16 protein-coding genes and 1 pseudogene are annotated in these 20,133 nt (G+C 41.5%); 13 read left to right on the top strand and 4 right to left on the bottom strand.

Annotated elements, in window-relative coordinates:
- Positions 1–16: 16 nt before the first annotated feature.
- Positions 17–805, bottom strand: a complete 789-nt coding sequence (locus N8A86_RS20620; protein WP_273567086.1) for an SGNH/GDSL hydrolase family protein — start codon at positions 803–805, stop codon at positions 17–19.
- 173 nt (positions 806–978) lie between these two features.
- On the opposite strand from N8A86_RS20620, the gene N8A86_RS20615 reads away from it, so the two are divergent.
- The 9 genes from N8A86_RS20615 (at position 979) to N8A86_RS20575 (ending at position 12,818) form a co-directional block, all read left to right on the top strand.
- Complete coding sequence (locus tag N8A86_RS20615) at positions 979–2,325, top strand: M24 family metallopeptidase (protein ID WP_273567085.1); 1,347 nt, start codon at positions 979–981, stop codon at positions 2,323–2,325.
- A gap of 11 nt (positions 2,326–2,336) precedes the next feature.
- Positions 2,337–3,479: a vWA domain-containing protein gene (locus N8A86_RS20610; protein WP_273567084.1), complete on the top strand. Its 1,143-nt coding sequence runs from the start codon at positions 2,337–2,339 to the stop codon at positions 3,477–3,479.
- Positions 3,480–3,517: 38 nt separating this feature from the next.
- Entirely contained in the window at positions 3,518–4,564 is a 1,047-nt protein-coding gene (locus tag N8A86_RS20605) for a DUF2135 domain-containing protein (RefSeq protein WP_273567083.1), read from the top strand.
- 83 nt (positions 4,565–4,647) lie between these two features.
- Complete coding sequence (locus N8A86_RS20600; RefSeq protein WP_273567082.1) at positions 4,648–6,411, top strand: DUF2135 domain-containing protein; 1,764 nt, start codon at positions 4,648–4,650, stop codon at positions 6,409–6,411.
- A 101-nt stretch (positions 6,412–6,512) separates the two neighbouring features.
- The gene (locus tag N8A86_RS20595; protein WP_273567081.1) at positions 6,513–8,255 is read left to right on the top strand and encodes a DUF2135 domain-containing protein; all 1,743 of its coding nucleotides are present in this window, start codon (positions 6,513–6,515) and stop codon (positions 8,253–8,255) included.
- 99 nt (positions 8,256–8,354) lie between these two features.
- Positions 8,355–10,106 (top strand): DUF2135 domain-containing protein, encoded by a 1,752-nt coding sequence (locus N8A86_RS20590; protein WP_273567080.1) that lies wholly within the window; start codon positions 8,355–8,357, stop codon positions 10,104–10,106.
- A gap of 71 nt (positions 10,107–10,177) precedes the next feature.
- The gene (locus N8A86_RS20585) at positions 10,178–11,167 is read left to right on the top strand and encodes a carboxypeptidase-like regulatory domain-containing protein (RefSeq protein WP_337251821.1); all 990 of its coding nucleotides are present in this window, start codon (positions 10,178–10,180) and stop codon (positions 11,165–11,167) included.
- Between the two features lie 104 nt (positions 11,168–11,271).
- Entirely contained in the window at positions 11,272–12,519 is a 1,248-nt protein-coding gene (locus tag N8A86_RS20580) for a tetratricopeptide repeat protein (protein ID WP_273567079.1), read from the top strand.
- Complete coding sequence (locus tag N8A86_RS20575; RefSeq protein WP_273567078.1) at positions 12,474–12,818, top strand: DUF2135 domain-containing protein; 345 nt, start codon at positions 12,474–12,476, stop codon at positions 12,816–12,818. Before N8A86_RS20580 ends, N8A86_RS20575 begins: the two co-directional genes overlap by 46 nt.
- Before the next feature lie 27 nt (positions 12,819–12,845).
- Here N8A86_RS20575 and N8A86_RS20570 read toward each other — a convergent pair whose 3' ends face one another.
- Positions 12,846–14,474 (bottom strand): acyl-CoA carboxylase subunit beta, encoded by a 1,629-nt coding sequence (locus N8A86_RS20570; protein ID WP_273567077.1) that lies wholly within the window; start codon positions 14,472–14,474, stop codon positions 12,846–12,848.
- A 74-nt stretch (positions 14,475–14,548) separates the two neighbouring features.
- Between N8A86_RS20570 and N8A86_RS20565 the strand changes: the two genes are divergently transcribed.
- From N8A86_RS20565 to ettA, 3 genes and pseudogenes are all read left to right on the top strand, one after another.
- The gene (locus N8A86_RS20565) at positions 14,549–15,532 is read left to right on the top strand and encodes a Gfo/Idh/MocA family protein (protein WP_273567076.1); all 984 of its coding nucleotides are present in this window, start codon (positions 14,549–14,551) and stop codon (positions 15,530–15,532) included.
- Positions 15,533–15,608: 76 nt separating this feature from the next.
- Positions 15,609–15,791 (top strand): CAL67264 family membrane protein, encoded by a 183-nt coding sequence (locus N8A86_RS20560; protein WP_273567075.1) that lies wholly within the window; start codon positions 15,609–15,611, stop codon positions 15,789–15,791.
- A gap of 99 nt (positions 15,792–15,890) precedes the next feature.
- Positions 15,891–17,583, top strand: a pseudogene (gene ettA / locus N8A86_RS20555) (energy-dependent translational throttle protein EttA).
- A gap of 47 nt (positions 17,584–17,630) precedes the next feature.
- Here the strand turns inward: ettA and N8A86_RS20550 are convergent.
- Both N8A86_RS20550 and N8A86_RS20545 read right to left on the bottom strand, forming a co-directional pair.
- Complete coding sequence (locus N8A86_RS20550) at positions 17,631–18,425, bottom strand: MBL fold metallo-hydrolase (protein ID WP_273567074.1); 795 nt, start codon at positions 18,423–18,425, stop codon at positions 17,631–17,633.
- Positions 18,422–18,892 carry a GNAT family N-acetyltransferase gene (locus N8A86_RS20545; RefSeq protein WP_273567073.1) on the bottom strand — a complete coding sequence of 157 codons (471 nt, stop codon included), beginning with the start codon at positions 18,890–18,892 and terminating at the stop codon, positions 18,422–18,424. The genes N8A86_RS20550 and N8A86_RS20545 overlap by 4 nt, the downstream gene beginning before the upstream one ends.
- A 178-nt stretch (positions 18,893–19,070) precedes the next feature.
- On the opposite strand from N8A86_RS20545, the gene N8A86_RS20540 reads away from it, so the two are divergent.
- Positions 19,071–19,958 (top strand): hypothetical protein, encoded by an 888-nt coding sequence (locus N8A86_RS20540; protein WP_273567072.1) that lies wholly within the window; start codon positions 19,071–19,073, stop codon positions 19,956–19,958.
- Positions 19,959–20,133 lie beyond the last annotated feature (175 nt).

The raw sequence follows: 20,133 nt of genomic DNA, 5'->3' as shown, positions 1-20,133 counted from the left end.
CCAAAAAGGTTTTGAGCTAGTTGGCCTGCAATTTTAAATAATCGGCGACCTCGGTTTCCAATCCTGCTTTGTATGGATTGTCAGATGGGTTCTTCTTGTATATCTTCGAGTAGAACATAGCAGCGGCCAAAAATGTTCCTTGAGGACCAGGGTGATACCCATCTCCATTGTAAAGATCTATATTGGGTAGGCTATCTTGCATAATCTCCCTCCACACTTTACCGACACGCACAATTTCGGCACTAGCTTCTATAGCACCGTCCTCATAAGTTTTTTTTATTTGTTCGTACATCTGTGGTTCGCCTTGATATTCCCAAGTCATGAAAAGATAGATTTTTGTACTTTTTTGACTTAAAAGCTCCTTAAAAGACTTCAAAGCTATCAAGGTCGATTGCCCATCGTTGGCGGCGACAAAAGTATTCTCTTGAAGTACGATATATTCCCACTCACGTTCATTTATTTTTTCAAGGGTCGCAGCATTGCTTAGATGATCGGTCAAGCTAAAGCCTCCGAATGAAGATTCAGCAATAAAAGGTGAGTAAGGCAAATTTTCTTGCTCCCTAAAACGCCCCATGTGAAATGGAACTCCTGAATTGTAATAGGTATGGCTATTACCTATAAAAAGAACTTCAATATCACTTACCGACTTCGAATTTTCAACCTCTTGGGCAGTATCCGATTTCTCACTTTTTGAGCAACCGGAAACCAGAAATAAAACCAGTACAGAAAATCGTATGGCACCTACAAAAAAGAAATTCATAAACCGTAACCAAGGGAAGCCGTTATGTTTGAAGTCTTCGACCATATTTTAAAAATAGCACTTATTATGTAAAGATTGTCGGCCTTTGTAGGGATTATGGTTGCCAATAGCATTTTTCCGTACAAAGGGATACAAGAATCCGTTTGGCATACTATATTTTTAGGCTAAACTTGTCGAGTTGTCCAAAATCCGTATTTTCATAGGTGTAAAAACTCATTATGAAAAAAACAATTACCTTTTTATTACTTAGCACTACAATTTTAGTTTCAGCCCAACGCATACTCCCCGAAAACGAAAGAGCAAGGGTCGTAGATGAAATCTTAAACGATAAATTCAACAACCTGCTTCCAGGGCTTATGGACAAGGCGGATATCGATATGTGGATCCTGATTTCACGTGAGTACAATGAAGATCCGGTATTGCGTACCATGCTTCCCGCGACTTGGTTGAATGCCAGAAGAAGGACTATCTTGCTTTTTTATAGAAACAAAACAAAAAATACCATTGAGAAACTGGCGGTGGCTCGATATAACGTAGGGGATAATATTGTATCCGCTTGGGATAAGGAGCAAGAGCCTGACCAATGGAAACGATTGATCCAGTTGATCGAAGAGCGGAATCCGAAGAAAATCGGACTGAATTATTCCAAGGATCATAATATCGCCGATGGTTTGGACAAGACCGATTATGACGAGTTTATGCAAAACCTTCCAAAGAAATACCACTCCCGCGTAGGTTCTGCCGAACAGCTTGCCGTACGATGGATAGAGACCCGAACACCCCGTGAAATGGTCATTTACAATCAACTAGTTGATATTACCCACGATATTATCGATGAGGCATTTTCAGAAAGAGTAATTACGCCTGGTATCACGACAACAGCGGAAGTAGAGTGGTGGATGCGTCAAAAAGTGACCGATTTGGGTCTAGAGACTTGGTTTCATCCTACCATTGATGTGCAGCGCACCAGTGAAGAATTGGTCGGTCATCTGTATTCATTTTCGGGCAGGCCTGAAGACACGGTAATTTTACCGGGCGATCTTGTTCATTGTGACTTTGGAATAACTTATTTGCGTTTGAATACCGATTGTCAAGAACTAGCGTATGTTTTGAAACCAAACGAAAGGGAAGCTCCCGAATTTTTGCGGGATGCCTTTAAGGACGGTAACCGAGTTCAAGACTTTTTGACCAAAAATATGATTGCGGGCCGTACCGGAAATGAAATTTTGGCGAAGGCCTTGGATGAAGCCAAAGCGGTCGGATTACGCCCATCAATCTATACACATCCCTTAGGTTTATATGGTCATTCCGCGGGCACGACTATCGGCATGTGGGATTCCCAAGGCGGAGTGATGAAAGATGATGGTGAAAATTATCCATTGAATCCTAATACGGTATATGCCATTGAATTGAACACCACGGTAACTATTCCTGAATGGAAACGTGATATTCGGATCATGTTCGAGGAGGCAGGTTTTTTTGGCGAAGACGGTTTTCGATATGTCAACGGAAGACAAACAGAGCTTTTGTTGATTCCAAGACTAAAGAAACATCAAGGCAATTAAAATGAGATGACATGAAATCAATGCTCTTACTACTGGCAAGTTATTTTTTAATTTTTGGGGATATTCTTGCCCAAGAAAATAAAAATACCAATGTTACCATTTGTTGGGACAATTCTTTATCGATGAGCGGGCGAGATCTTGAAAAAGACTTTTCGGTATTGGACAGCTATTTCAAAAAGACAGAAAATGTCGAGGTGCAATTGCTCTATTTTAATATCGAAGTTACCGAAAAAAACTGTACTGTTATCAATGGCGATTGGAACGAACTCCGCGAGGAACTTCAAAATGTGGTATATGATGGGGCTAGCATTTTTTTGAATCTCAAGGATAAAATACGCCACCCTAAAGTTTTTGTTTTTACCGATGGAAATCGATTGTTGAGCAAGGATGTACTTCCTATTCCCGAAAAGAGCTTTATAGTTAACAGTAGCTCCAATAAAAACAAGGCATTTTTAGAGAGAACCGCCTTGATCAATAGGGGGCGCCTCATCGACTTTTCAAAAACTTCTGAAGAAATGGTAAATGAAAAACCGATTGAGAAAGAAATCGAAAATCGGGGATTATTACAGGGTACAGTCTACATTGACAACAGACCGGTCTCAAATGCCAAGGTCGCTTTAAAAGGTATCTCTGACAGCTTTTTAACAGATGAAAGTGGTAGTTTTTCGATACCTGCTGAAGTCGGGGACACCCTATTGGTAACCAGTAGGGAGAGCAAAACGTTGAAAATAGTGCCTGTCGAGATGATGGTACATACCAAAATTTTTCTTGAGGCCGATATTGTTTCTTTAGATGAGGTTGTTGTCGTCGAAGAACGACAACAACAAGAATTGATAAATACGGGCTATGCCCTGTATAGCAAAGACCGTTTGGGCTATGAAGTAGCTACAATTTCTGAGGATGAAATATCGAGCATTGAGGTCACCGCGGGCGATGCCATCAGAAATAAAGTGGCCGGCGTAGATGTGTCTACCAAAAACTCCATTGGGGTAGAAGGTGGTTTGGCGCAAACTGAGATTAGAGGACGACACTCCCTGTATATGGATTCGAACGCGCTTCTTGTCATCGATGGTATCCCAAAAAAAGAAGTAGCCGTGAAATTAATGCACAAGAGGGTACTTTTGATCAGACCGTTGCCAACCACAGTTTTATAGACCCTGCAAACATTGAAAAAGTTACCGTACTCAAAGGTTTGGCCGCCACCAATCAATGGGGTGCCGCTGGTGCCAACGGGGTTATTTTGATTACTACGAAAACAGGTGGAGCGGGTATTGGCCCCAATAAGAAAAAAGTGGACAGGGCCCGATTAAAGAATAATGTATATGAAGGAAAGGAATCTGAGGTTTCTACCGGTAAATCACCTTTCCTTGAAGCCATGGAGTCTTCCGCAAATACCGAAGAGGCTTATGAAACCTATTTGACGTTGCGGGAGATGAATAAAAAAGACATCAACTTCTATCTTGATGCGTTTTCCTATTTTAAGAAAAAAAATAAAAAGACGGCAGCCCGGATTATTTCTAATCTTTGGGAGGAAAATCAAAATAGTGGTCAAGTACTAAGGTTGGTCGCTACGGCATTTTTGAGTTTAGGTATTGCAGATTACGTGTTCAAAGCCAATGAAGAAATCATCGAACGAACACCCGCCGATGTTAATGCACATTTGAATCGTGCCTTGGCACTAAAAGAACTGGGACAGTCGCAAAAGGCGTTGAATGAGTTTTTAGCCATGACGAAGGGCGACACCTATTTCTCTATGGATGCATCCAGTATTTCCAAGACCCTAAACCGGGAAATAAGAAATTTGGTTTTTATGGATAGGAGTCAATTGAATACAACGACTTTGGACGCTAAGTACCTGAACAACATTAAATTCAAAGTGCGATTAGTCTTTGAATGGAACCATCCCGGGGCCGAATTTGAGTTACAGTTTGTGAATCCACAAAAACGATTTTTCAACTGGAAGCATACCAATACCGAAAATAGGGAACGTCTTGAAGATGAAATCAAAAAAAATTATCGGGTCGAAGAATTCGAGTTCAATGGCAACGAGGTCGCGGGAAAATGGATTATCAATGCGAAGGCATTACAAGATTTTCCAAAAGAAAGCGGTATTCCCCTGGTAATTAAATGTACTATTTATCAAGATTTTGGATACCCCTCACAACGTAGTGAGGACGTAGTGGTCCATTTCACAAAAAACAATGAAAAGAAAAATATTAAGACACTGACGGTCAATTAATTTCCTCGCGCAATGCCTTGTATTAGGTAAACTTGGTATAATTTTTGTAGCTTTAGGACTATGTGCTAAAAAGAAATAATGCTATGAAAATATCTTTTGCAACAACTTATTTTCTTCTTCTCTTTTTAGTATGCACATCTTCTTTAAAATCCCAAGAAAAGGCTAAAACGGTTTTCGGAACAGTTACCGATGGTCAAACTCCATTATCAGATGTTAGTGTCTTTATTAAAGGAACAGTTCATGGAACCACGACCGATGAAGAAGGAAAATACAGTATTAAGGTCTTACCAAAAACCACATTGATTTTCAGTCATGTTGGCAAAGAATCCCTAGAAATAGTAATTGAAGATATTACAAGGCAGCTTAACGTTGAGTTACGGCCTGATTTTGAACAGCTTGATGAAGTAGTCGTTACAAAACGAAAAAGGAAGACCCAGAAAGATTTTGCGCGAAATTATTATAATGATACTTCTATCATCAATACCGACTTTGGGTATCTCAGTCCTGAATTGGTCGGTTACGAACTTCGCGTGGTGGACGGTAAAAATTTGAACAGTAAGGCCCGCGATATATTGGATGCCATTGCCGAACAATTGCCTGGTATGATTGTTCGTACAAAGTGGGGAGAGCGTTTTCTTTTTACGTCAAGTTTTGGATCCTTAAGGGATGCGCTTCCGGTAGCCTATGAGCTAGATGGACATGTCTGGAAAGAAGCCCCTGTGGAATTGGATATTAGAAAGGTAATCAGAATAGGGGTCATTCCCGCTGGTAAGGCGATTCGTCGATATGGCCCAGTTGCAAGCGGAGGTATGGTTGTTATCAATACGAGTGATGTAAATCATGGATCTGACGAAGATGGCAACCGCCCTTTCGATCTAGCCCGACTGCGTGGGAACAAGTACACCTATGATGCCCTGGATAATGATAACATACTTAAAAATGAAACTCGTTATATAAAGAATCTCCATGCCAGTCGCAATGTGAAGGAAGCTTTGGAAGTATATGAAAACCATAAGACAACCTATGGCGATTCTTATTCCTTTGCGATAGACACCTACCGTTTTTTAAAAGAACGATTTGATGATAACACCTTGGCCAATAGAGTAATTGATAATCATGCCGAATCTTTTAAAGAGAACCCCGTTGCGTTAAAGGCACTGGCCTATGTCCATCAGGACAACGGGGATTTTGAACAAGCAAATCAGGTGTATCGTGAATTGTTCTTGTTGCGGCCAAATTATGTACAGAGTTACATGGATCTGGCCAACAGCTACAGAGATATCGGAGAGTACAAGAAAGCTGCTTCTTTGTATTCGCGCTATGATCATTTGGTTGAAAAAGGTCTTCTTGCCAATGATACCTTAACCGTGACCAAAATGATGGATCGTGAATTCAACAACCTTATCACGTTGAAGGGAAAGAATATTTTCCCACAAAATGACCTCCATGATTTTAAGGTGGAAAATGATTTCGATGGCACGCGTTTGGTCTTCGAATGGAACGATGGCGAGGCCGAATTTGAATTACAGTTCGTGAACCCAGAAGGACATTATTATGCGACCGAACATTCTTTATTCGCCGATCCTGAGCGTATTCGGGAAGAAAAGCTGGCGGGGTATTCCTGTGAGGAATTTTTGATAGACGAATCCCTTCAGGGTACGTGGCAGGTAAATGCCAAGTATCTAGGCAATAAAAGATTGACCCCGAGCTACCTGAAGGCTACGATTTATTATGACTATGGCAGTGCGGCCCAAAGAAAGGAGACCAATGTCTTTAAACTAGGGCTCAAAAATGTGAACCAAGAACTATTTAAAATACAGAATACCGCTTCAATTACGTCGAATTAAAAAAATAGCTATGAAATGAGCCATCTTAAATTCTTATTACCAACTGAGATGTTTAATGGCGAATTACATCTGACCTATTAATAACAATTAAAAATATACAGATGAAAAAAATTGTTTTTGTTTTGTTCCTGACCCTGAATCTTGTTGTATCACAAGAGAAATCAAAGATTGTCTCTGGTATGGTCACCGATGGTCGTACCGCTATGGAAAATGTAAAAATATCGGTAGAAGGAAGTAACACCCAAGTATTTTCCGATGATCAAGGCCGATATCGCATACGCGCCGAAAAGGGAAAAATCATTAATTATTCGTACAATGGTATGGAGTCCATTGACATTTTGGTCGAAGATGTCACCCGTATTTTGAATATTGAAATGTACCCGGATATTGAGGAGTTGGATGAAGTGGTCGTTACAAAAAGTAAGCGAAAATCGCAGCAAGAATTGGAACTGGAATACAATTCGAACCCGAACCTAATCAAAACGGCTTATGGAATCATCGACCCGGAAACCGCCGCGTACCAGATTCGCATTTTATCCGAAGAATATATAAGCAGTGTTAACCTTTGTATTCTGGATGTAATTCGAAATGAATTTCCCGGGGTTGGCGTCAACGGAGATTGCATTAATGGCGGGGTCATAACTGTGCGGGGCGCAAGTTCGCTCTTCAATGATCAATCCGCTATTTACGATATAGATGGTCAAATACTTACTGATGCGCCGATATGGATAATACCAGGTAACATGAAAAGGGTTGCTGTATTATCAAGCTTCGCCGCAACGACCAAGTATGGGGCAATTGCTTCTGGCGGTGTTGTAATTATAAACACGAATGTGGGTAGTTCTTATCCAAAATCTAAAGAAATAGCGGACAAAGCAAGGCTCCGAAACAACAAGTACATGGGAGATGCTTTGAGCGCAAATGAACGTACAAGCAGTAACCCCGTCTATCTTGAAGAATTAAACGGGAGTACGTCATTAGAAGAGGCAAAAAAGGTATATGACTTCTACGCACCAAGGTATGGGGCCAGTTATGGCTATTATGTTGATGCGTTGACCTATTTTAAGGAAAATTGGAGCGATGAGGCCTTGGAGAATAAAATAGTGCAGGATGCGCTCTTGAACTTTAACGAAAACCCCGTCGCACTTAAATCACTTGCCTATGTGCACCAGGGCTATAGGGATTTTGAAAAAGCCAATGAACTTTATAAGGAAATCTTCATACAGCGGCCTAACTACGCACAATCTTATATGGATCTTGCCAACAGTTATCGGGAACTTGGGGATACCAAACGGGCAGCTTCCTTGTACGCGCGATATGATTACTTGGTAACCCATGATTTCTTGAAGAAAGATACCATGGCATTTGGTAAAATCATAGATCGTGAGTTCAATAACCTTATCGCTTTGCACGGAAGGGACATACTTTCCAAGAATGAAGTCAAAAAGTCCGTTCTGAAAGAAGACTTCAATGGTACCCGTTTGGTCTTTGAATGGAACGATAGTGAGGCGGAGTTCGAATTACAGTTCGTAAACCCTGAAAACCGATATTATACCATAAAACATGCATTGATTGTCGATGCGGATCGTATTAGCGATGAAAAACTTCTTGGATATTCTTGTGAAGAATTTCTGATAGATGAATCATTACCTGGCACATGGCAAGTGAACGCAAAGTATTTGGGCAATAAAAAGTTGACCCCGACATACCTAAAGGCCACAATGTATTATAACTATGGTGGTGCCTCCCAGCGCAAGGAAACCAAAATCTTTAAACTAGGGTTGAGAAATGTGAACCAAGAACTTTTTAAGATTAAGAATTCTACGAGCGTCATTTCGAACTAAAAATTGATTTGAAGAGTTCAAAACGGTTTTTCAGGTTAAGATTGGGCCAATTATGGTAACAAACCCTTTATTTGTAATAATTTAGCCCAAATTGTTTTCATGAAGGTATTCATCACTTTTTTCTTGCTATTCAGTACTCTTTTTGCAGTTTCCCAAGACAACGTGAATAAAATTAGGGGTGTCGTCTCCGATATGGGCTATCCTCTGGCCAATGTCAATATTGCCATCAAAGGAAGTTCGGAAGGAATACAAACCGATGCCAATGGAAAATATGAAATCGAGGCACGTCCACGTGATGTGCTCGTTTTCAGTTATGTTGGTATGCATACCCAAGAAGTTATTGTTGAGGATGTTACCCGTATTTTGAACATCAATATGAAACCTCGTGTCGAAGAACTTGATGAGATTATTGTGCAGCAAGAAGGACCTAAAGGTCAGCAGGGAATGGCTATGAATTATGCGACCAAGAAGACCATAATCAGAACGGCCTATGGCTTTGTCGATGCAGAAAATGCGGGCTATTCCATGAATTTTGTGGATGGGACAGAATTAAATCCGAGTGCCATTGATATCATTGCCGCCTTACAAGGTAAACTTCCAGGACTAACTATTGGAACTTCTGATGGGCCAAATGGAGGTTCTTCAAGGGCGTTATATATGCGTGGCAGGGGTTCGGCAAACAATCCTAGACCTGTAATTTTTGAAGTCGATGGCGTGATTTTCGAGTCCGTTCCCGATTTTTTGGATATTCAGACCGTTGATCGTGTGGCCACCATTCCTGGGTTGGCAGGTGTAACTAGATATGGTCAGATTGCGGCGGGGGGTGTTGTGGTTATCAACACTAAAGGATCCAATGTCGTACGTGAAGAAGGTACCAATAAACCGTATGACCAGGCCAAACTTCGAAATAACATTTACAACGAGCGTGTCGGTGCCAGTAAACTTAAAAGAAAGCCACCAAAATATATCCTTGCCATTTCAGATGTCGCTGATTATGGAGCTGCCCAAACCGCCTATCAAGAGCAGAAAAAAGTATATGGTAGTTCCGCTTATTTTTTTATTGAGGCGTCCAATGTTTTTTTGGAGAAATGGAAAAACGAGACAAAATCAACGGAGATACTGAATGAAATGAAAAACGTTTTTTCAAATGACCCCAATGCTTTAAAGGCTTTGGCATATACCCTTGAAGAACGTAGAAAATTAAGGGAAGCATTGGACGTTTATATGGAAATATTCAAAAAACGCTCCCGTTATGCACAATCTTATCGAGATCTTGCAAATATGTATGCGGAAAATGGCGAGTACAAAAAGGCATTGGGCATACACGCCCGATATCAGCAATTACGCAAGATGGACACGATTTCCATAGTGTTGGATGGTATCGATGGCATTTTGGAAACCGAATCAACGAACCTACTTGCCAGAAAAGGAAAGGAGCTTGCGATTTCGAACAGTGATATCTCCGATGCCGATGTGGGCGGTACCCGTGTACTTTTCGAATGGAACAATAGCGAGGCGGAGTTCGATTTGCAATTTGTAAATCCTGAGAACCAGTATTTTGTATGGAGCCATACCCTCGAAAACGAACCGCAACAGCTCAAAGACGAAAAGGTAAAAGGATACACCTGTGAACAATTCTTAATAGACAGGAGCCTTCCCGGTGTTTGGAAAATAAACATCAAATATTTTGGCAACAAGGGGTATAACCCTACCTATATCAAGGCAACGGTTTACTACGATTATGGGCTTCCAACTCAAAGTAAGACAATGATTGTAATGCCGCTGACCGAGAAGAACATAAATCGTGAACTGTTGACTTTGGTTACTATAATGTCCGTAGGTGGAAAATAATGATTTCGCTTCTCATTGTCTTAAGAATGTGGTATTTGTGAAAATTATGTATCTTCAAATAAAGTGTTACGATATTTTTCATCCTATATGAAAGTGCTGCGAACCTTCCTTTTTTTTTTTCCTTTTTTTGTTCTGGTTATGTATCAGCGCAACTACAATATAATGGCACGGTAAAGGATATCGAGACGAACAATCCACTTCCCTATGTGAACATCGGGGTGCTTAACAAAGGTGTGGGCACGGTCACGGATGAGGACGGCAGATTTGCCCTACCCATAAACCGCAACAGAATTTCGTTGACCGATACGCTTCAGATATCCTCGGTAGGTTACCAGACCATTAAGAAAGCCATCGGGGACCTGAATTTTTCTTTCACCGATGGAGACGTGATATTAATGCGGCCCGAGGTGTACCAATTGAACGAGATAGTCCTCTCACAGGGTTCCGAAAGCATACGTCAAAAGAAGGTGGGCTACTACTATGAACGCAGCAAAAAAATAGGATATTGGCGGGGCATAACTTCCCTTGGGGCCGAGATGGCGACCAAAATAAGGGTCAATCGAAGGCCTAGGCAACTGAACGAGTTTTATTTTCATGTATTGAAAAATGTTTCCGACAGTTTATTGCTCCGGGTCAACGTGTACCGGGGTGACACACCGTATCCCGAAGTCAAGTTATCGAAAAGGAATATAATCTTCACCTTGAAAAAGAAGCAGGGGAAGGTAACGTTTGACTTGACCCCCTATGAGATTTATGTCGACGACGATTTTACCATAGGGTTGGAACTATTGGAAGTATATGGCAAAAGCATCGGACTTACATTATCGGCCTCCGACGATCCTGGAACTTCGTACCGCAGGTATGCCAGCCAAGACGAATGGAAGCGTTTCAGAAACGATGCAATGACTTTTGAGCTCAACACGACCATCTACGAAAAAGATGATGCCATTGCGGGTACCGAAGATGATGTGCGAATAACTCAAAATCAAGATTTTAGAAGTATAAATGCGAGTAACATCTCAGGTTTTGTATTCAACAATGGAACTCCCTGGAGAATGTAGATGTCAAGGTAGAAGGAAAGGATATAGCGACAAAAACGGATGAAAAAGGCCGTTATCAGATTCAAGCCGAATTAGGGGATGTCGTGGTTTTCAATTTTTTGGAGATGGAGACGGTTACCCGAAAAGTATTGGAGACTACCTTTGGAATCAACGTATCGATGGAGACGAAGGTTACCGCTCTCGATAATGTCACGGTAACTGAAAGTAAAAAACTCAGAAAAACCCAAGAAGAACTTTTTATTGACTACAATACCAACCCAAACCTTATCAAAACAGGTTTCGGTATCTTGGATAAGGCAACCGCAGGTTATTCCATGCATGTTTTGGATGAAGGAGATTTTAGCGAATACGCTGTGAACATTTTACAGGCCATAAACGGAAGGGCTCCGGGGGTTAAAATCAGTCCAAGGGGCGATCCAAGAAAGATAGTATCGCCACTTGACCAAAATGCTGTGATTTATATAAGGGGTGGGGGTTCTTTACTTAATCCAAGAGAGGCTATCTATGAGGTCGATGGAATATTGGATATCGAAGTCCCCCGTCACATTGCCGTAAGCAACATACGCAGAATAGCTGTACTTCCGGGATTGGCGGCAACTGCCAAGTATGGGGCTATTGCAGCTGGCGGAGTTATTGTTATCAATACCATTGTAGGTAATTATTCACCCAAAAATGGAAAGGAGCCAGTGGATAACCTGCAAGTCAGGGACAATGTCTATAAAAATAATGCCATCAGCCAAGAACAAGCTGAACGCAATTGGCCTACTTATTTAAAGGATCTTTATAATAGTAAATCATTTGAGGATGCCAAGCGGACTTTTGAATCGTATGCCACCAAGTTCTCAGGTTCTCCCCATTTTTTCGTCGACGCATATCTTTATTTCAAGGAAAATTGGAAAAATGAGGATTACAGTGACGAGATTGTCGCTGATAATACCAAAGTTTTTGAGAATGATGTGACTAATTTGACGGCTCTGGCCTATGCCTATGAAAAATCAGGGGAACTGAAACGGGCGGAAGTCGTTTACAAGAAAATTTTTAAGCTACGCCCGAACCATGCACAATCGTATTTGGATCTGGCAAGAAATTATATGGCTTCGGCGGAATATCAAAAGGCGGCCGGACTTTATTCCAGATACAACTACCTGTTGAACCAAGACTATTTGAAAGCAAGTTCCGAAGGCCCCCATTCGATCATAGTCACCGAATTCACCAATTTAGTGCAAAGAAGGGGAAGGAAATCCTTCCTGAATCGGAAGATATCATTGAAATCGAGACAGGGACAAACCAAGGAACACGTATCGTATTGGACTGGAACGACCCCGATGCCAATTTTGACGTACAGTTCGTGAACCCTCGAAACCGCTTTTTCAAGTGGAACAGTTTTGAGGGCAAAGAAGAAAATGACAAAGCCCAACTGGTTTATAGCAAGGAATATTTTATCGACGATTATATGAAAGGGGATTGGTTGATCAATGTGAACTACAAAGGCTCAAAGACCTTGAATCCATTCTATATGAAAGCGACTATCTTTTTCGACTACGGGATGCCTTCCCAACGTAGTGTGGTCAAACTGTTCAAGCTTCATCTTAAAAATGTAAACCAGCAGTTGTTCAAGTTATCGGGAAACCCCATGACCGCTTCAAAATAGCTCTTCGGAGATTTCGAATTTCTAAACTTAAACCTGCAAAACCCCCATATTAAAAGGTTTTTCAATCGGTGCATGATTCGCGGCCTCTATACCCATTGAAATCCATTTACGCGTATCTATAGGGTCTATTACGGCATCCGTCCAAAGTCTTGAGGCAGCGTAATACGGTGATATTTGATTATCGTACCGTGCCTTGATCTTGTCAAAAAGCTCGGCCTCTTTTTTCTCGGTAATCGTTTCCCCTTTCTTTTTTAGGGAAGACTTTTCAATCTGCAATAATACTTTCGCGGCTGAATTTCCACTCATTACGGCAAGTTCGGCACTCGGCCATGCAACGATCAGTCTTGGGTCGTAGGCCTTGCCACACATGGCATAATTACCCGCACCATAACTATTTCCGATGACAACGGTGAATTTCGGCACTATTGAATTACTTACGGCGTTGACCATTTTTGCACCATCTTTAATGATGCCGCCGTGTTCACTTTTGCTTCCAACCATAAAACCGGTGACGTCCTGAAGAAAAACAAGGGGAATCTTCTTTTGGTTGCAATTCGCAATAAAACGGGTGGCCTTATCCGCAGAGTCCGAATAGATCACACCGCCGAACTGCATTTCGCCTTTGGTCGTTTTTACCACTTTTCTTTGGTTCGCAACAATACCCACGGCCCAACCATCGATACGTGCGTACCCGGTGAGAATGGTCTTTCCGTAGCCTTTTTTGTATTCCTCGAAATCGGATTCGTCGACTAGCCGATTGATGATTTCCAACATATCGTACTGATCGGTTCTTGATGCGGGAACAATGCCAAAAATATCCTCAGGATTTTCTTTTGGCTTGACGGCCTTCGTTCGATTATAGCCAGCTTTTTCAAAATCCCCGATTTTTCCAACAATATTCTTTATAGTGTCCAGCGCATCTTTATCGTCTTTTGCCTTATAGTCGGTTACACCGCTGATTTCGCAGTGGGTAGTCGCTCCTCCCAAAGTTTCATTGTCTATGTTTTCGCCAATAGCCGCTTTAACAAGATAGCTTCCCGCCAGAAAAATACTTCCCGTTTTATCGACAATCAATGCCTCGTCGCTCATGATCGGCAAATAGGCCCCTCCGGCAACACAACTTCCCATAACGGCTGCAATCTGGGTAATTCCCATACCGCTCATGATCGCATTGTTTCTAAAAATACGCCCGAAATGTTCTTTGTCAGGAAATATTTCATCTTGCATGGGCAGATACACCCCTGCCGAATCGACTAAATAAATAATGGGCAACCGGTTTTCTATTGAAATTTCCTGTGCCCGTAGATTTTTCTTTGCGGTAATCGGAAACCAAGCTCCGGCCTTGACCGTAGCATCATTGGCCACTACGATACACTGCTTTCCAGAAACGTAACCCATTTTGACAACGACACCGCCCGAAGGGCATCCACCGTGTTCTTCGTACATTCCCTCACCGACTAGGGCACCGATTTCAATACTGTCTTTTTTGGCGTCCAAGAGATAAGCGATACGTTCCCGAGCGGTCAATTTGCCTTGTGCATGTTGTTTTTCGATTCGGGATTTTCCGCCACCCAATTTCACTTGAGCTAGACGTTTTCTCAATTCGGATACTAGTAATTTGTTGTGGTCTTCGTTCTTATTAAATTTGATGTCCATCGAGGCTCCGGTTTCGTTATTGCGATAAAGATAAGGAGTAAAATTGATTACATTTGGGAAAATTCAAACGCTGTATGGCCGACAAAATTCGATGGGGCATCTTAGGTCCGGGAAAAATAGCACATAGTTTTGCAAAAGATTTAAAATTAGTGGATAATGGCGTTTTGGTTGCCGTAGCCTCTAGAAATAAGCCCAGGGCAGAGGCCTTTGCCAAAGAGTATGGGACTGACGAAATTTTTGGGAGTTATGAAGAATTGTTCGAATCGGACAAAGTGGATGTCATTTATATTGCCACACCTCATACGGGACACGCGGAATGGGCCATAAAAGCAATGAAAAAGGGAAAAAATGTGCTTTGTGAAAAACCCTTGGGAATCAATTCGAATGAGGTCAAACGTATGGTGTCGGCAGCCAAGGAAAATAACGTATTTCTTATGGAGGCCATGTGGAGCCGGTTCAACCCTACGATTCGAAAGGTTAAAAGGCTAGTGGATGAAGGACAAATAGGAAACCTTAAGTACCTACACGCCGATTTTGCCTTTTATGCCATGGATAGGGATGAAAAAGGCCGCTTGTTGAATCCTGATTTGGCGGGAGGATCCCTTTTGGATATTGGTATTTATCCCATTTTTCTATCGTACCTCATGCTCGGAAAACCACAAAGAATCCAAGCCAGTTCAAAGTTCCATACAACTGGGGCGGAGATTCAGACTTCCATGCTGTTTGATTATCCTAATGCCCAAGCTTTACTCTATAGTGGACTGAATGCATATTCTGAGATGGTGGCTAAAATTTCTGGAGACGAGGGTGCTATCTTAATACATCCGAGATGGCATGAATCCCAAAAGTATTCAGTCGAAAAAGATGGAGAAACGGAATATTTTGAGGTGCCCAAGATCGGTAAAGGCTACTCCCATGAAATTGCGGAAGTACACCAGTGTCTCAAAAACGGGAAAATCCAAAGTACATTGTGGAGTCATCAGAACAGTCTTGACCTGATTGCAATTATGGATGCTGTGCGCGCCAAAACAGGAATTTCTTTCCCTTTTGAATCTTAAACTTTGATTTTTTAAGATAATGGTTCCCCCAAAATTTACGATATTTGGAGTTACCAAAAAACCAAACATACATACTATGGGAATGAACAAAAATACGGTACTCGCTTGGGCTACTTTTATTATGATCGCCGTGGGTGTCGGGCTTATAGCATTGGGTGCTTTTCGCTATGACGATGTTGCTGGATGGGGATTCGCTTCCGTCGGAATCGGTTTTTTTGCCATTGCTTGGGTTTTCAATGCCCTTAAGGGAAGGGTTTAGAAAGTTCAAGTTCAAGCGCAAGTTCAAGGGTCAATTCAAAAGGGATGAGATTGAACCAAAAATAATAAACCTTACTTTTTCTAACAAACCTCTAAAAAAATGAGTGACGATAAGAAAGTGATCTTCTCCATGTCCGGGGTCACGAAAACCTATAAAAACGCGAATACTCCGGTACTTAAGAATATTTACCTGAGCTTCTTCTACGGGGCAAAAATCGGGATTCTTGGTCTCAACGGATCAGGTAAATCCACGTTACTTAAAATAATTGCAGGAGTTGATAAAAATTATCAGGGCGATGTGGTGTTTTCTCCTGGATATAAAGTAGGATACTTGGAACAAGAACCGCAATTGGACGGATCGAAGACGGTTCTGGACGTAGTGCGCGAGGGTGTTTCAGAAACGGTGGCCATTCTTGATGAATACAACAAGATCAATGACATGTTCGGTTTGCCCGAAGTCTATGAGGACGCTGACAAGATGCAAAAACTGATGGACAAGCAGGCGGAACTTCAGGATAAAATCGATGCCTCGAATGCTTGGGAACTTGACACTAAGCTTGAAATCGCCATGGATGCACTACGAACTCCTGAAGGTGATAAAAAAGATAAGCGTACTTTCAGGTGGTGAAAGAAGGCGAGTGGCACTGTGTAGATTATTATTACAAGAACCTGAAATTTTATTGCTTGACGAACCGACCAACCATTTGGACGCCGAATCGGTACATTGGCTCGAGCATCATTTGGCAAGCTACAAAGGCACTGTCATCGCCGTGACCCACGACCGCTATTTTTTGGATAACGTCGCCGGATGGATTTTGGAACTGGATAGGGGCGAGGGCATACCATGGAAAGGCAACTACTCAAGTTGGCTAGATCAGAAATCAAAACGGTTGGCACAAGAGAGCAAAACAGCTTCAAAACGTCAAAAAACCTTGGAGCGAGAGTTGGAATGGGTCCGCCAAGGAGCCAAAGGACGCCAGACCAAACAAAAGGCGCGTTTAAACAACTATGATAAGTTGATGAGCCAAGACCAAAAGCAATTGGACGAAAAACTGGAAATATATATTCCCAATGGTCCCCGATTGGGTACCAATGTCATCGAGGCCAAAGGGGTCAGTAAGGCTTTTGGGGATAAATTGCTCTATGAAGATTTAAATTTCAAATTACCACAGGCCGGTATTGTCGGTATCATTGGTCCGAATGGCGCTGGTAAAACGACCATATTCCGAATGATTATGGGCGATGAGACTCCTGATTTGGGAGAATTTATTGTAGGTGACTCGGCTAAAATAGCATACGTAGATCAAAGCCACTCCAATATAGACCCTGAAAAAACGATTTGGCAGAATTTCAGTGGCGAACAAGAACTCATCATGATGGGTGGCCGGCAAGTGAACTCCCGTGCCTATCTGAGCCGTTTTAATTTTTCTGGGAGCGAACAAAATAAAAAGGTCAACATGCTTTCAGGAGGAGAAAGAAACCGGCTGCATTTGGCCATGACCTTAAAAGAAGAAGGCAACATATTGCTTTTAGATGAGCCTACCAACGATTTGGATGTCAACACTTTACGTGCCCTCGAAGAGGGGCTAGAAAATTTTGCAGGATGTGCCGTCGTCATCTCGCACGACCGTTGGTTCTTAGATCGAATCTGTACCCACATTTTAGCTTTTGAAGGTAATTCAGAGGTGTATTTCTTTGAAGGTTCTTTTTCCGATTATGAAGAGAATAGAAAGAAACGATTGGGAGCCGATATCATGCCAAAGCGAATTAAGTATAAAAAGTTGATTCGTTAAAAATCAACAATAACTTAGCCGAGTGGGCTTTAGATGTCTTCGATTAATCAAAATTCATCCTTCGGATACCAATCCAATTGAATTACTTCGATATTGGAATCCCCGGCATTCACGATTTTTTTAAACTTTTCGACATCGCTCACGTCAGGATTTCCACGATAGTGATACGGATATACTTTTTTTGGTTTAAATTCCAATACAGCATCGGCGGCACTTTCTGGCGTCATCGTATAGGGAAGGTTCATACAGATAAAAGCTTTGTCTATATTTTGCAAAGCCCGCATCTCAGGTATATCTTCAGTATCCCCTGAAAAATAAATACGTTCGCTGCCCATGTTTAAGACGTATCCATTTCCACGCCCTTTTTCATGGAATTTCAGGGCTTCTTCACGCAAATTGTACATCGGAATGGCCTCGACCGTAATTCCGTAGCGTTCTTTTGAGTCGCCATTGTTCAGCACATCGATTTGTGGGGTAAAAGCTTCTGGCATTTTATCGGCAACCGCTTGGGGCATCATGATTTTCGCTTTTTCGGTATCTAAGGCCTCCAAAGTTTCTAGGTTAAAATGGTCGCCATGTATATCTGTTATTAGAATCAGGTCTGGCGAGTTTTTGCCGTCAAACGCCTCAGCTCCGCCGACCGGGTCTACGTAAATAGTTACGCCGTTCCACTCCAAAACAGCTGTGGCATGTTCAACGGGGATGAGTTTTAGTTCTGAAATTGTTGTATTATCCTCGGTAACCACTTCGGTCACCACTGTTTCTTTTTCTTTTTTATTGTTTTCCTTACAACTAACCGCAGCCAAGCTTACCATAAGGACTGAAACAAATATTCTTTTCATAATTTATTTATTTCTAATTCCATCTTAATATCACTTCGAGCGTATGGAAGATTTTTTTCCAACTCCACTTCCTTGAAACCATATTTTCTGTAGACGTAAAGGGCTTTATCAAGCTTGGTGTTAGAATAAAGAATAATTTTATTCCAATTATTCTTTTTCGCCCAATCTATAGCGAACGATAAAAGCTGCTGTCCGATTTTTAGTCCCTGATATTTTTTGTCCACGGCCATTTTTCCCAATTCAAAAATGCTTTCTTTCAGTTTTATGAGAGAAAAGCAACCTACAATGCTTCCTTCATATTCGGCAAAAAAGATATATCCTCCTTTATTGATTATTGTATTCTCGCAATCTTCCAACAGAACGATATCCTTGGGTTCGACATAAAAATATTCTTCGAGCCAAACTTTGTTTAAATCCCTGAACCTATCGGCATACTCAGGCGCAAACGGAATTACTCTTAATGACATTAATCTAAAATGGGTTTCAGGTTATACGAAGTTAACGCATCGTAAAAAGAAAGTATTAGGATTTATATTTTTTTTCATCCAAAAAATCCAATTTGAATATTGAACCGTATATAGAACGATACAAACAAACTCTGTTACTTAAACAGAACAACTAAAAAGTTACTAAATTTTTTACATTATGACTGAAACAAAAAATAACAATGGATTAAAAGTATTGGCAGGTCTACTTGGTGTAGTTCTTATCGCTACGATCATCTACACTGTTAGTCTTTACCAAGAAAAACAGAAGAACGAAAAAGTGCTTACCCAAGAGAAGCAGTTGGTCGTTGAAGATCTTAATAGCCTTAAGTCTGAATACGACAAAGCTATTTTGGAAAGCAACGCTACAAACGAAGAATTGGTATCCGCACGTGATAATATTGCAAAATATATCGATTCCGTTAAGAATATGAAAGGTGATATCGCATCATTGTCGAGATATAGAAGACAAGTAGGTGTGCTTAAGGCCGAAAGAGAGCAATTATTGAAGCAAGTTGATTCGCTGACCCGTTCGAACACGATGATCGCCATGCAGCGTGACAGCACCTACGTTGAGTTGGAAAAACAAACTGTTTTCAACGATTCTTTGGTCGTACAGAATACACAATTGGCCGATGTGGTTGAAAAAGGTTCGGCTTTGAACCTTTCTAAATTCACTGTTGATGCGGTAAAGGAAAGAAGTAGCGGTAAATTGGTCTCTACCTCTAGAGCCGGTAGAACGGACAAATTCAAAGTTTGCTTTACAGTTGCCGACAACGTAATTGCCCAAGCCGGTGACCGTGAGTTCTACGTCGAAGTTCTTGATCCCCAAGGTAATGTTATGGGAGAGAGTTATTCTAAAACCAGCGAAGAAGGGTCTTCTGTTACCTACAGTAAAGGAACAAACTTCTACTATGAGAACAAGTCGTTGGATGTATGTGATTACATCAACAAGCCTGCCGGTGACTTCCAGAAAGGAAACTACATGGTTAACGTTTATGATGACAAACTAAAGTTATTAGGAACGTCTAAGTTCACATTAAAGTAAGAGACACTATCCATTAGCATAAAAAGGGCCGTCTCGAAAGAAGCGGCCCTTTTTTATTCCCACCAGTGGGTTTAATACCCCGAAGCCTGCCCGTGCCGTTCAGGCGGGCTTGATTCGAAATGGTGAAGTTTATTTCATTTTGGTGCCTCGCGAGCTTGCCCCAAGGTAGTTGACT

This window comes from Maribacter halichondriae (assembly GCF_027474825.1).
Classification (GTDB): Bacteria; Bacteroidota; Bacteroidia; order Flavobacteriales; family Flavobacteriaceae; genus Meishania; species Meishania halichondriae.
This window is presented reverse-complemented; position numbering and strand designations above follow the sequence as displayed.